The organism is Saccharopolyspora kobensis (assembly GCF_900108315.1).
Lineage (GTDB): Bacteria > Actinomycetota > Actinomycetes > Mycobacteriales > Pseudonocardiaceae > Saccharopolyspora > Saccharopolyspora kobensis.
This window is the reverse complement of the sequence record NZ_FNVB01000007.1, coordinates 391,061-404,939: the sequence shown is the minus strand read 5'-3', so window position 1 is coordinate 404,939 and position 13,879 is coordinate 391,061. Positions and strand designations below refer to the sequence as shown.

General features: G+C 71.2%; 10 protein-coding genes. 4 read left to right on the top strand and 6 right to left on the bottom strand.

The features are described 5' to 3' along the window. Positions 1–82: 82 nt before the first annotated feature. Both coaE and rpsA read right to left on the bottom strand, forming a co-directional pair. A complete protein-coding gene (gene coaE / locus C4T78_RS24710; RefSeq protein ID WP_093354737.1) occupies positions 83–1,279 on the bottom strand; it encodes a dephospho-CoA kinase in 1,197 nt (398 codons plus the stop codon). A gap of 88 nt (positions 1,280–1,367) precedes the next feature. After that, entirely contained in the window at positions 1,368–2,867 is a 1,500-nt protein-coding gene (gene rpsA, locus C4T78_RS24705; RefSeq protein WP_093156145.1) for a 30S ribosomal protein S1, read from the bottom strand. 302 nt (positions 2,868–3,169) lie between these two features. Between rpsA and C4T78_RS24700 the strand changes: the two genes are divergently transcribed. From C4T78_RS24700 to C4T78_RS24685, 4 genes are all read left to right on the top strand, one after another. Beyond that, complete coding sequence (locus C4T78_RS24700) at positions 3,170–4,030, top strand: class I SAM-dependent methyltransferase (RefSeq protein WP_093354739.1); 861 nt, start codon at positions 3,170–3,172, stop codon at positions 4,028–4,030. 191 nt (positions 4,031–4,221) lie between these two features. Next, the gene (locus C4T78_RS24695; RefSeq protein ID WP_093354742.1) at positions 4,222–5,154 is read left to right on the top strand and encodes a GNAT family N-acetyltransferase; all 933 of its coding nucleotides are present in this window, start codon (positions 4,222–4,224) and stop codon (positions 5,152–5,154) included. Between the two features lie 35 nt (positions 5,155–5,189). Then, on the top strand, positions 5,190–5,843 hold the full coding sequence (locus tag C4T78_RS24690; protein WP_093354744.1) for a hypothetical protein: 654 nt from the start codon (positions 5,190–5,192) through the stop codon (positions 5,841–5,843). Next, positions 5,836–7,857 (top strand): YhgE/Pip domain-containing protein, encoded by a 2,022-nt coding sequence (locus C4T78_RS24685; RefSeq protein ID WP_093354746.1) that lies wholly within the window; start codon positions 5,836–5,838, stop codon positions 7,855–7,857. Before C4T78_RS24690 ends, C4T78_RS24685 begins: the two co-directional genes overlap by 8 nt. 13 nt (positions 7,858–7,870) lie before the next feature. Here C4T78_RS24685 and C4T78_RS24680 read toward each other — a convergent pair whose 3' ends face one another. From C4T78_RS24680 to polA, 4 genes are all read right to left on the bottom strand, one after another. Continuing rightward, entirely contained in the window at positions 7,871–9,244 is a 1,374-nt protein-coding gene (locus C4T78_RS24680; RefSeq protein ID WP_093354749.1) for a hypothetical protein, read from the bottom strand. Positions 9,245–9,388: 144 nt separating this feature from the next. Next, on the bottom strand, positions 9,389–10,201 hold the full coding sequence (locus C4T78_RS24675) for a MerR family DNA-binding transcriptional regulator (RefSeq protein ID WP_093354751.1): 813 nt from the start codon (positions 10,199–10,201) through the stop codon (positions 9,389–9,391). Between the two features lie 42 nt (positions 10,202–10,243). Next, complete coding sequence (locus C4T78_RS24670; RefSeq protein WP_093354754.1) at positions 10,244–10,639, bottom strand: VOC family protein; 396 nt, start codon at positions 10,637–10,639, stop codon at positions 10,244–10,246. 507 nt (positions 10,640–11,146) lie between these two features. After that, complete coding sequence (gene polA, locus C4T78_RS24665) at positions 11,147–13,840, bottom strand: DNA polymerase I (RefSeq protein WP_093354756.1); 2,694 nt, start codon at positions 13,838–13,840, stop codon at positions 11,147–11,149. Positions 13,841–13,879 lie beyond the last annotated feature (39 nt).

The following is a 13,879-nucleotide window of genomic DNA, read 5'->3' as shown; positions in this document are numbered from 1 at the left end:
GAGTTGCCCCCGAACCTCGTTCCCACCCGCACCACCGCCGATGCCCCGCCCCGAGCCCGAGGCGGGGCACCGGTGCCGCGGTTCACGCGCCGGGAGTCCACCCGGTCCGCTGCGCCCACGCCCGGGCTTCCGGGAGCGACTTGGCGAACCAGGGCTCCTTGGCGTCCGCGTAGGCGTCGTGGGACGGGTCGTTGGCGTGGGCCTCCGCCACTTCCCGCTTGAGGGCGAGGTATCCGGCCCGGGCTTCCTCGTCGGCCCGCAACCAGGCCGGGAACTGGAGGGCCAGCTGCTGGCTCGGGCTGCCGTCCGGGCGGACGTGGAGGTTGGCGTAGCGGCCCGGGTCCGCTGAGACGTGGATGCGCTTCTCCCACTGCGCCGGGTCCGGGGCGAAGGCGTGCGGCGTGTCGCCGGTGATCTCCGGGATCGGCGGGAAACCCGCTTCGGCGAGGGGCTCGGCGAGCGCGTCGGCATCCGCCAGGGACCGGACGGTGAGCTGGAGGTCGATGACGTCCTTGGCGGGCAGGCCCGGCACCGACGTCGAGCCGATGTGGTCGACGCGCACCGCCTTGTCCCCCGCCGCGCGCTCGATCCGGTCGATCAGGCGCTGCGCCTGGCGCGGCCAGTCCGGGTCCGGCCCGACCAGCCGCGGGGCGCGCTTCGGCGGGCGGCGGCGCAACCGGACGTTCTCCTCGAAGGGCACCAGCCGGTCCCGCCACAACGCGTCGACCTGCGCCAGGATCTCCTCGACGGGGCCGCTGTTGTCCAGCCACGCGTCGGCGACCTCGCGGCGCTGCTCGGTGGTGGCCTGCGCGGCGATGCGGGCCCGGGCGTCCTGCTCGGTCAGGCCGCGCTCCACCAGCCGCCGCACCCGGAGTTCCTCGGGCGCGTCGACGATGACCACCAGGTGGTAGTTCGGCGCGTAACCGGCTTCCACCAGCAGCGGCACGTCGTGCACCACGATCGCGTCCGCGGGCGCACCGGCCATCCGCTCGGCGGTCAGATCGCGGATCTTGGGGTGCGTGATGGCGTTGAGGTCCGCGCGGGCCCGGTCGTCGGCGAAGGCCTTCGCGGCCAGCGCGGGCCGGTTCAGCGCACCATCGGCGTCCAGCACGTCCGCGCCGAAGCGCTCGACGATCTCCGCCAGACCCGGGCTGCCCGGCCGCACGACCTCCCTGGCCAGCACGTCGGCGTCGACGAGCACCGCGCCGAGCTCCGCAAGCCGCCGGGCCACCGTCGACTTGCCCGATCCGATTCCGCCGCTCAGTCCCACCCGCAACATGGGCCCATCCTGCCAGCCCGACGACGACAGCGGCCCCGCACCTCGGAAGGTGCGGGGCCGCTGTGCTTCAGCCGTCAGGCGTCAGTGCTCACGCACCGCCGGAGAGCTTCTCCCGCAGCGCAGCCAGCTGAGCGTCGCTGGCCAGCGAGCCGCTGTCCTGGTCGTCGCTGGAGGCCGACGAGTAGTTGCCACCGCCGGTCGACTCCTCGCCACCACCGGTCGCGGCGGCCGCAGCGGCCTCCGCGTCGGCCTGGCGGGCCTTGGCGATCTGCGCGAGGTGCTTCTCGTAGCGGCTGTGCGCCTCGGCGTACTGGCGCTCCCACTCCTCGCGCTGCTTCTCGTAGCCCTCGGTCCACTCCTGGGTCTCGACGTCGAAGCCCTCGGGGTAGATGTAGTTGCCCTCGTTGTCGTACTCGGCGGCCATCCCGTACTGGGTCGGGTCGAACTCCGAGTCGGTGCTGAAGCCCTCGTTGGCCTGCTTCAGCGACAGCGAGATGCGGCGGCGCTCCAGGTCGATGTCGATGACCTTGATCATGACCTCGTCGCCGACCTGGACGACCTGCTCCGGGATCTCCACGTGGCGCTCGGCCAGCTCGGAGATGTGGACCAGGCCCTCGATGCCCTCGTCGACGCGGACGAACGCACCGAACGGAACCAGCTTGGTGACCTTGCCCGGCACGATCTGACCGATCGCGTGGGTGCGGGCGAACTGGCGCCACGGGTCTTCCTGGGTGGCCTTCAGCGACAGCGAGACGCGCTCGCGGTCCATGTCCACGTCGAGGACCTCGACGGTGACCTCCTGGCCGACCTCGACGACCTCGGACGGGTGGTCGATGTGCTTCCAGGACAGCTCCGAGACGTGCACCAGACCGTCAACGCCACCGAGGTCGACGAACGCACCGAAGTTGACGATCGAGGACACGACGCCCTTGCGGACCTGGCCCTTCTGCAGCTGGTTGAGGAACTCGCTGCGGACCTCGGACTGGGTCTGCTCCAGCCAGGCGCGGCGGGACAGGACCACGTTGTTGCGGTTCTTGTCCAGCTCGATGATCTTGGCTTCGAGCTCGCGGCCGACGTAGGGCTGCAGGTCGCGGACGCGGCGCATCTCGACCAGGGACGCCGGCAGGAAGCCGCGCAGCCCGATGTCGAGGATGAGGCCGCCCTTGACGACCTCGATGACGGTGCCGCGCACGGGCTCGTCCTTCTCCTTGAGCTCCTCGATGGTGCCCCAGGCGCGCTCGTACTGCGCACGCTTCTTGGAGAGGATCAGCCGGCCTTCCTTGTCCTCCTTCTGGAGGACGAGGGCCTCGACGAAGTCGCCGACGGTGACGACCTCGGCGGGATCGACGTCGTGCTTGATCGACAGTTCGCGGGACGGGATGACGCCCTCGGTCTTGTAGCCGATGTCAAGCAGCACCTCGTCACGGTCGACCTTGACGATGGTGCCCTCAACAATGTCCCCATCGTTGAAGTACTTGATGGTCTGGTCGACGGCGGCGAGGAAGTCCTCCTCCGTCCCGACGTCGTTCACTGCGACCTGCGGCTTGGTGGCGGCTGCAGTCGGGACGGTGGTGGTGTCGGTGGACATCAGGTGGGTTGCTCCGGTACGGATAGTTTGGTCGCTGGTTCTACGTTCTTACCGCGCCGCGGGCGTTGGTACCAGGGCCAACCGGACGGCTGGACCGGGTGATCCGATTCCTCGGCCGGCCCGCCCTGCCGGTGCGATCCGGCTGGCGGGAACGACGACGAAAAAAGACCCACGGCGCGGGCGGTATCGTACGCGCTCTCTCGATCGCCGGGCAAACCGCGGTGGGCCCCGACGAGCAGTCGGCGCCGGACGGCCACAATGCTTCACGTCCGAGCAATACCCACTATCGGCGGGGAGAACCCTTGACACGAGCCGACGACCCGGAGAGCGCCGAGGTCCAGGGTAGCTCCGCGGAGCACGCGTTGGGCACCGCAGGTGTGAGCAAGCGCACTGCCGACGCGGCGGAATCCAGGGCCGCCAACCGGCTGTGGTGGGACGCCGACGCCGACGACTACCAGGCCGAGCACGGCGGCTTCCTCGGCCTGAGCGATTTCGTCTGGTGCCCCGAGCGCCTGCACGAGGAGCAGGCCGGCCTGCTCGGCGACGTGCGCGGCAAGCGGGTGCTGGAGATCGGCTGCGGCGCGGCCTCGTGCTCGCGCTGGCTGGCCGACCGGGGCGCGCTGCCGGTCGGCCTGGACATCTCCGCCGGGATGCTGCGGCACGCCGCCGAGGGCGGCAGGCGCAGCGGGACGGCGGTGCCGCTGGTGCAGGCCAGCGCGGACTGCCTGCCGTTCGGCGCCGATTCGTTCGACCTGGCCTGCTCGGCGTTCGGCGGGGTGCCCTTTGTCGCGGACGTGGGCGCGGTGTTCCGGGAGGTCGCGCGGGTGGTGCGGCCGGGCGGCCGGTGGGTGTTCGCGGTGACCCACCCGATGCGCTGGATCTTCCCCGACGACCCCGGTCCGACCGGGCTGACCGTCACCCAGTCCTACTTCGACCGCACGCCGTACGTGGAGATCGACGCCACCGGCCGCGCCACCTACGTGGAGCACCACCGCACCCTCGGCGACTACGTCCGCGCGCTGTCGGAGGCCGGGCTGCGGCTGACCGATCTGGTCGAGCCGGAGTGGCCCGCCGGGCACACCGAGATCTGGGGGCAGTGGAGCCCGCTGCGCGGACGCCTCTTCCCCGGCACGGCCATCTTCGTCTGCACCCTCGATTCCTGACCTAGCGGAATCACCGGATGTTCGCCGACGATTCCGGCATTCGGCCGAACACCGGCTCGCGATTCCGGCGGAATTCGCGAGCCGCCACGAAGGCGATGTGATCTCGGCTGCGCGGGCCGTTCTTCGCGCTGAAGGTTTCGGCCGGTGCTGGTTCGATGTGCCGCGGAACATCCCTTCGTCGAGGAGCGGCCGTGGCGACTGCGCAGGAGCTCTTGCAGGCCCAGTGCGCGCGGTTCGCCGAGCTGGACCCGCAATTGCCCGACCGCTACCCGGTACCGCGCGGCGAGCCGCTGGTGGCGCGCACCGCGGGCGGTGACGCGGTCGCCGGGATCGCGGCGCGGACGTGGAACCCGCCCGGCTCGGTGCACAGCCTCTGGCAGCCCGCTTCGGTCTTCGAGCTGTTCCCGCTGATCGGCGAGCACTCGGCCGCGGGCATGTCCGCGCTGCTCGCGGCGTGGCGCGAGCAGCTGCTCGAACAGGGCGCTCCGGAGCGCGATTCGGCGTGCTTGGTGACCTGGCCCAGCCGGGACGTCCGGGCGGCAAAAGCGTTGCTGGACGGCGGTTTCACCCCTTTGTCCTGTCTTGCTGTGCGCCCACCCACTCCGCCGTGCACATTTACGGAACTATCTGGTACCGTAACTGTACGTCGCGCCGGACCGGCCGACCTGGACGCCGTCGTCGAACTCACCCTCCTCGAGCTCGAATACGCCGCCCTCGTCGGATCCTCGACCTACCGCCCCGACGCCCCGCAGCTGAAGCGGACCGCTGCCCGAGTGCGACTGCACTCCAGCGATCCGGTCTGGCTCGCGGAGCGGGACGGCGTTCCGGTCGCGGTGGCCGAGTGCGGCTGGGTCGACGCTGACCTGTCGGCCGCCGGCCACCGGCTCCGCCCCGGCACCTGGGCCTACGTCAACTGCGTGTCGGTGCACGAGCAGGCCCGCGGGACCGGCGTCGGACAGCGGCTGATGAACGCGGTGCACGAGGAGTTCGCTCGTGCCGGAGTCGTCGGCAGCTTCCTGTACTACAACCCGCCCAACCCGCTGTCCTCGGTGTTCTGGCCCCGCCAGGGCTATCGACCGCTGTGGACCATGTGGGAGGTGCGCCCGGCCACCGCGCTGCGCTGACCGGTGCACCAGACCGTGAGAGTCGAGGAGTCGGCTTGGAAATCGTCGCCACCGGCGTGGAGGTGAACGGAGCGCACGGACCGCTGCTGGCGCCCACCTCGCTGCGCGTGCGCAGCGGTCAGGCGCTGCTGGTGACCGGCGACCCGAACGCCGGGCACACCGCGCTCGCGCTGGTGCTGTCCGGCCGGCTGCGGCCCGGCAAGGGCACCGTCCGCCTGGACGGCGCGCTCGACGCGGGCGCCCTGCGGCAGCAGGTCGCGGTCGTCGACGCGCCGGAGATAACCGAACCCGACGGTTCGATCTCGGTGCGCGACGTCGTCGCCGAGGGCCTCACCCTGGCCGGCCGCTGGTCCACCCGGCGCAAGGTCAAGGCCTGGCTGTCGACGCGCGAGTACAACGCCGACGAGCGCTGCGAGAACCTCGCCCCGCTCGACCGCACCAAGCTCCTGATCGAGCTCGCCTGCGAAGCCCGCACCACGAAAGCACTGGTCCTGGACTGCCCGGACCGCCACGGCGGCGATCCCACCGGCTGGTACTCGCTGGCCGTCGAACAGGCCGAGCGCGGCCTGGCGGTGATCGCCCTCTGCTCCCCGCACACGGCCGAGAAGCTGGGCGTCACGCCCGCCCGCATCGGCGCCGACAACCCCGAACTGTCCACATCGGATTTCACGAAGGCCTGCGATGACTAGTCTCCGGCTCGCCGCCACCGAGTTGCGCCGGCTCACCTCCGGCAAGCTGCCCAAGCTGGCGCTGCTGGCGGTCACCCTGGTGCCGCTGCTGTACGGCGCCATGTACATCTACGCGAACTGGGACCCCTACGGGAAGCTCGACTCGGTGCCCGCCGCCGTGGTCATCGACGACACCGGCGCCGAACGCGAGGACGGCACCCGGCTGGACGCCGGGCAGGACGTGTACCAGGAGCTCATCGACTCCGACACGTTCAACTGGTCGCGCACCGACGAGGTCTCCGCCCAGCAGGGCGTGGCCAGCGGCGAGTACACCTTCGCGCTGGTGGTGCCGCGGGACTTCTCCACCGCGCTGATCTCGGCGGGCGAGTTCGAGCCGCGGCAGGCCAAGCTCCGGCTGATCACCAACGACGCGAACAACTACCTGGTCGGCACCATCGCCGACAAGGTGGCCTCCGAGGTGCGCAAGGGCGTGGCCTCCAGCGTCGGCTCCGAGGCGGCCAAGCAGTTCCTGCTCGGGTTCGCCACGGTGCACGACAAGACGCTGGAAGCCGCCGACGGCGCCGGGCAGATCGCCGACGGCGCGGGGCAGCTCTACGACGGACTCGGCAAGGCCGAGCAGGGCTCGGCGCAGCTCTCCGCCGGTGCCCACCAGCTGCTCGACGGCCAGCGCCAGCTCGCCGACGGCGCGAACAAGCTCGCCGACGGCACCGGCGAGCTGCGCGGCGGGCTGTCGCAGCTGCAGCAGAAGACCGCGCCGCTGCCGGGGCAGACCGCGAAGCTGGCCGACGGCGCCGAGCAGGTCGCCGCGGGCAACGAGCAGCTCGCCACCAAGGCCGAAACGCTGGGCAACGCCGCGCAGGACGTCGTGGACCACCTCGACGGCCACAAGACCCGCGTCGCCGACCAGCTGCGCCAGGCCGGGGTGGACGAAGCGACCATCGAGAAGGTCACCGCCGGTCTCGACGAGCTCCACAGCCCGATCACCGAGGCCAACGGCAAGGTGCAGAGCCAGGTCGGGCAGCTGCGCAAGCTCGCCGACGGATCCCGCCAGGTCGCCAACGGCAACCGCCAGCTGGCCGGCGCGATGCCCGCCCTGACCAGCGGCATCGACCAGCTCGCCACCGGCTCGGTCAAGCTCGACGACGGCGCCAAGCAGCTGCGCGACGGCGAGCAGCAGGCCGTCACCGGCACCAAGAAGCTCACCGACGGCGCCGACCAGCTGGCCGGCGGCGCGCACCAGCTGCGCGACGGCTCCGGCCAGCTCAAGGACGGCTCCGACACGCTGGCCACCGAGCTGGGCAGGGGCGTCAACGACATCCCCAACCCCGACGAGCAGACCCGCGACGCCACCGCGGACACCATCGGCGACCCGCTCGCCATCGACACCCTGGCCCAGGTCAAGGCCGACACCTACGGAGCCGGGCTGGCCCCGTACTTCATGGGGCTGGCGCTGTGGGTCGGCGGGTTCGTGCTGTTCCTGCTGATGCGGCCGCTGTCCAGCCGGGCGCTGGCGGCCGGGGTCGCGCCGTGGCGCGTCGCGCTCGGCGGCTGGCTGCCCGCCGCGCTCGTCGGCTTCGTGCAGGCGGTGCTGCTGTACCTGGTCGTGGTCTACGCCGTCGGCGTGCAGCCGGCGCACACCTGGAAGACGCTCGGCTTCCTGGTGCTGACCTCGTTCGCGTTCACCGCGGTGGTGCACTCGCTCAACGCGGCGTTCGGGCCGAAGGGCAAGTTCATCGCGCTGGTCGTCCTGGTGCTCCAGCTGGTCACCGCGGGCGGCACGTTCCCGTGGCAGACGATCCCGGAGCCGCTGCACCCGCTGCACCAGGTGCTGCCGCTGGGCTACGTGGTCAGCGGGCTGCGCCACCTGCTCTACGGCGGTGACATGTCCGCGGTGACGACCTCGGTGACGGTGCTGGTGAGCTACCTCGTCGCCGCGCTGCTGCTGAGCACCATCGCGGCCTGGCGCCAGCGGGTGTGGACGCCGTCGCGCCTCAAGCCCGAGCTCTCGCTGTGAACCGTCCGCTGGCCTACTCGTCCTGGGTGGGCCAGCGGACCTCTGCGTGCTTGGCGCGCGCGGGCACCGGTGGCGGTTCGCCCCACCGGTGCCCGTGCGCGAGGTAGATCTGCCGGGTGCAGAGCTGGTCCCGCAGCGACACCAGCACGCAGAACTCGTAGGCGATGCGCTCCACGCGCCCTTCCCGGTCCACGACGGCCGACCGCCACTCCGGCGGCACGACGTCCTCCAGCGGCGCACCGTGGCCGGGTTCGTAGAACCTCCCCCGACCCCAGCAGGCGGTGTAGTCACCGACCAGCTCGCCCAGAGCGGCCAGCAGGGGCCAGCAGCCGGGTTCCCGGCTGCGGAACTCCAGGCTCGCCAGCAACAGCCGGAACAGCTGCTGGTGGCAGGCCGAGTAGGTGCCCCGCAGGACCGCTCGCTTGCGCCTGACGTGCTCGGCGGTCCGGGCTGCGCTGTCCCGCATGAGCTGCTTGAGCAGCGGCTCGCCCGCGATCGGGTACAACGCCGCGCGGATGGTGTGATCGGGATTCTCGACGGCCGCCTTGACCAGGTCGAACAGCAGCACGTCCCGCGTGGTGCCGGGCAGCGGCACGTCGTCGGCCCCGCCGCCGAGCCGGTGCTCCGCACGGGCCCGGATCTGGTGGAGCAGGCCGATCAGCACGTGCCCGAGCAGATCGGTGATCTCGGCGCGGCGCACCGCGCAAAGCGCGCTCAGCAGCGTGACGCGGACCGGCTGCGGCAGCGCCTGCAGCTCCTCCGGCTGCGCATCTGCCGCCCGCGCGCTCCACGCGGCCACCAGCTCGGCCGGGAACCCGGCGAGGAGATCGGCGGGCAGGCACAACCGGCGCACCGCGGTCAGCTTCTCCACCTCGGTCAGCAGGCTCCGCAGCCACACGCGATCCGCCGAATCCGCCGCCAGGTCGGTCGGCAGGCCCAGCGCCTGCAGCGACATGATGTCGTCCAGCTCGCGGGCCAACGAGCGCAGATCGATCGGGGTCACCTCGGAGCGCAGCTCGGCGAGCAGCCAGCCGCTGCCGGTGCCGGGCTCGGGCAGCAGCTCCTCCAGCTGCCCGGCCGCGTCCCCGAGCTGGTCCACCACGCGGTGGCAGAGCAGCCGCTCGAAGTCCTGCAGCGCGTGGGCCGCCACGCCGCGGGCCTGGTCGTGCGCGGGGGCCTGGATGCCCTTGTCCCGGCAGTGCGCGATCAGCGCGGTGGCGAGCTGCTCGCGGCCGTCCTCGCGCCGTGTCGCCTCCGCGGTCAGCCAGGTGAGCCACTGCCGTTCGTCCCCGACGTCCACCTGCTCGTCGAGCGACTCGACGAGCTGACCTTCCACCGAGAGGAAGCCGACCTTGTCACGGGTGAACTCCGAGGCGGCGAAACCCACGTCTTAGCTCCCGACAAGCCGCGCACGTTCTCCGACCCGCCGAACGCTATCGCTGTGCCCCGGAACACGATCGGGCGATCAGCACCCATTCGGCCGAGCAGCTCCACTGCTCCGGTGGTATATGCCGAATCCGATGTTCACCGGTCAGATCAGCGGGATCGCGACCTCCACGCCGACGGCGTCCCCGGTCTCGTCGAGCAGCCCGATCTGGCGCAGCTCGGCCAGGCCTGCTTCCGCGCCGCGCCGCTCCGCCTCGGCAAGCAGCACGAGGACCGCGGGGTGCACGGCCGAGTCCACGACCGGAACCCCGTCGTCGTGCCGCCACCCCACCACGAGCTCCCGCCCGGCGCGGATCTCACCGCGCACCACCGAGGCACCCGGGACCGACCAGTCCGGCGCCACCGCCCGCGCGACGGGCCAGCAGCACAGCAGCTCGACGTCGTCCTCACCGGCGCCGGCCCGCATCGACGACCAGAACGGCCCCGTCGGCGCGTTCTCCGCTGCCGCGAGCGCTCGGTGCAGCGCGCCGAACGCGAGATCGGCCTGGTCATCGGTGAGCTCGTCGGTCACCGGGAGCACCACACCGACCCAGTGCTGGGCCTCCACCTGACGCTCCTGGACGTCCCAGCTGAGCGGGTCGCGCTCCAGCAGCGCCGACGCCACCGCCAGCGCCTCGTCCTGACGCGCGCGCTCCGCCGCCAGCCGCTCGCGGTGCTCGGCGAGCACCGCCGCCGCGCCCTGGCGCCCGCGCAGCGCGCGCTGCGCTTCAGCCAGACCGATCTCCGCGGCGCGCAGCGCCTTCAGCTGGATCGCGGATTCGAGCTGGCTCGCCGAGTAACGGCGGTAGTTCGACCACGGATCCACCTCGGCGGGCTTGAGCAGCCCCTGCTTGTCGTAGATCCGCAGCGCCTTCGCGCTCAGGCCGGTCAGCTGCGCGAATTCCCCAATGCTGAGCATGGGACGAGTCTGGACCTTGCCCCGGGGACAAGGTCCACTCCGCTACTCCTCGGGCTCGTCGTAGCGGGCGATCTCGAGCAGGTTGCCGTCCGGATCGCGCAGGTACAGCGAGGTGATCGGGCCCGCCGAGCCGATGCGGCTGACCGGGCCCTCCTCGATGCGCACGTCGTTGGCGCGCAGGTGCTCCTGGACCTCGCTGAGCGCGTTGGTGGTCACGAAGCACAGGTTCGCCGAACCGGGCACCGGGTGCGTCGCGGTCGGCTCGACCAGCTCGCTGGCCGCGTGCAGCTTGATGGTCTGCCCGGCGAAGCTCACCGCCCGCCGCTCGCCGGGGAACGTCACCGGCGTCATGCCGAGGATCTGCTCGTAGAACTGCACTGCCCGATCGACATCGGCGACGGTGAGGACCAGGTGGTCCACTCTGTCGATGTTGATCATGCTCCTCCTAGAGGTCGGCGTGGAAGCGGCTCCTAGGTGCCCCCGCCGCGCCCGGTCACGCGTACGGCAGGCTATCCGCACCGATCGGACGCGGGAAACGGCGGGTGCGCCGACGGTGATGTCCGCCATTCAAGGCGACCCGCCGGGCTCGGCACCCGGGCGACACCCACTTCGTGACTGACCCGCAACCTGCCCCACCACCCCGGAACCCTGCGATTTCAATGGAAATCGGACGTCCAATTTCCATTGAAATCGCATCATCCTGCTCGGGACCGCAGCCGCGACCTGCGACCGGCACCGATCCCAGAGGTGTCGCATGCGCCGCAGGCGCATAACCCACCCAAGCAACTTGCACCGCCGCGGGTTCTCAGAGGTCGCCTGGCGAGGACAGCCCGTTCGCTGTGTATGGGTCATACATGAGAACGGGCTCCCGGAGTCCAGGCGGCCTCTGAGGTTCCGCTACCCGCACCGCTACGCAGAACGAGCCTGGAGAAATCGCGGGAGTCCTCAGTGGGCGGCGGAGTCCCAGGACCGGCCCGAGCCGACCGAGACCTCCAGCGGGACCGAGAGCTCGTAGGCCGAACCCATCTGCTCGCGCAGCAGCTTCTCCACCTCGGCCTGCTCGCCGTCGGCGACCTCGACGATCAGTTCGTCGTGCACCTGCAGCAGCATCCGCGACCGCATGTCGTTGTCCCGCAACGCTCGGTGCACGCCCAGCATCGCGACCTTGATGATGTCGGCCGCGCTGCCCTGGATCGGCGCGTTGAGCGCCATCCGCTCGGCCATCTCGCGGCGCTGCCGGTTGTCGCTGGTCAGGTCCGGCAGGTAGCGGCGGCGGCCGAGGATCGTCGAGGTGTAGCCGTCCTTGCGGGCCTGGTCGACGACCTCCCGCAGGTAGTCGCGGACCCGGCCGAAGCGGGCGAAGTAGGCGTCCATCTGCGCCTTCGCCTCCTCCGCCGAGATGCGCAGCTGCTGCGCCAGCCCGTAGGCCGACAGCCCGTAGGCCAGGCCGTAGGACATCGCCTTGACCCGGCGGCGCAGCTCCTGGTCGACCTCCTCGATCGGCACCCCGAACGCCCGCGAGGCCACGTAGTTGTGCAGGTCCTCACCGGTGTTGAACGCCTCGATGAGACCCTCGTCGCCGGACAGGTGCGCCATGATGCGCATCTCGATCTGGCTGTAGTCGGCGGTCATCAGCTCCGCGTAGCCGCCGCCGACCACGAACACCTCGCGGATCCGGCGGCCCTCCTCGGTGCGGATCGGGATGTTCTGCAGGTTCGGCTCGGTGGAGGACAGCCGCCCGGTGGCCGCGATGGTCTGGTTCAGCGTGGTGTGGATCCGGCCGTCGTCCGAAATGGACTTCGCCAATCCGTCCACAGTGGTCTTCAGCCGGGTGGCGTCGCGGTGCTCCAGCAGGTGCTGCAGGAACGGGTGCTCGGTCTTCTCGAACAGCGTCTGCAGGGCCTCGGCATCGGTGGTGTAGCCGGTCTTGGTGCGCTTGGTCTTCGGCATGTCCAGCTCGTCGAAGAGCACCACCTGCAGCTGCTTCGGCGACCCGAGGTTGATCTCCTTGCCGATCACGCCGTAGGCGTCCTGCGCGGCCTGCTTGACGCGCGCGGCGAAGCGCGCCCCCAGCTCGGCGAGCTGGTCGGCGTCGACGGCGATGCCCGCGCCCTCCAGCTCGCTGAGCACCACCAGCAGCGGCAGCTCCAGGTCGGTGAGCAGGCCGCGGCTGTCGATGCGGTCCAGCTCGGTGTCGAGCGCGTCGGCCAGCTCGGCCACCGCGCGCGCCCTGACCAGCTCGGCCGATGCCGCCTTCTCCCTGGTCTCCGACTCGTCCTCCAGCAGCGACAGCTGGCCGTCCTCCTCGCCGGTCTCGGCGCGCAGCTCCCGCTGCAGGTAGCGGACCACCAGGTCGGGCAGCTCGAAGGAGCGCTGCCCCGGCCGCACCAGGTAGGCGGCGAGCGCGGTGTCGCTGGTCAGCCCGGCCAGCTGCCAGCCCCGGTCGCGGATGGCGTGCAGCGGGCCCTTGACGTCGTGCGCGGCCTTGGTGGTCGCCGGGTCGGCCAGCCACGCCGCCAGCGCCTGCTCGTCCTCGGTGGTCAGGGCGCTGACGTCGACGAACGCGGCCGCGCCCGTCGCGGTGGCCAGCGCCAGACCGGTCAGGTCACCGCGGCCCCGCGCCCACTGCCCGGTGAACGCCAGGCCGACGCGGTCGCCGTTGCGGGCGTGCTCGGCCAGCCAGGCGGGCAGCTGGCCGGGCTGCACGACACCGCCGGAGATGTCGAAGCCCTCCTCGACCTCCGGTTCGGCGCTGGAGAGCGTCGCGAACAGCCGGTCCCGCAGCACGCGGAACTCCAGGTCGTCGAACAGCTGGTGCACGGCGTCGCGGTCCCAGGCGCGCACCGCGAGTTCCGACGGGCCCATCTCCAGCTCCACATCGCGCACCAGCTCGGTCAGCTGCCGGTTGAGCAGCACCGACGACAGGTGGTCGCGCAGCGCCTGGCCCGCCTTGCCCTTGACCTCGTCGGCCCGGTCCACCAGCTCGGCCAGCGAACCGAACTGCTGGATCCACTTGGTGACCGTCTTCTCCCCCACGCCGGGGATCTTCGGCAGGTTGTCCGACGGGTCGCCGCGCAGCGCGGCGAAGTCCGGGTACTGCTGCGGGCTCAGGCCGTACTTGTCCTCCACCGCCTGCGGGGTGAAGCGGGTCAGCTCGGAGACGCCCTTGGTCGGGTAGAGCACGGTGACGTCGTCGGTGACCAGCTGCAGCGCGTCGCGGTCGCCGGTGCAGATCGCGACCTTGAAGCCGTCGCCGGTGGCCTGGGTGGTCAGCGTCGCGATGACGTCGTCGGCCTCGTAGTTGTCCTTGCTCAGCACCGGGATGTTCAGCGCGCCGAGGACGTCCTGGATCAGGCTGACCTGGCCGCGGAACTCGTCGGGCGAGCTGCTGCGGTTGGCCTTGTAGTCGGCGAAGGCCTCGGAGCGGAAGGTCTTGCGCGAGATGTCGAAGGCCACCGCCAGGTGCGTGGGCTGCTCGTCGCGCAGCAGGTTGATCAGCATCGAGGTGAAGCCGTAGACCGCGTTGGTGTGCTGCCCGGTGCCGGTCTGGAAGTTCTCCTTCGGCAGGGCGTAGAAAGCGCGGTAGGCCATCGAGTGGCCGTCGATGAGCAGCAGGCGTCGGTCCTCGGAATGCGTCACGGCGGCGAGTCTAGGCTCAAGCCCCGACAGCGCGTGACC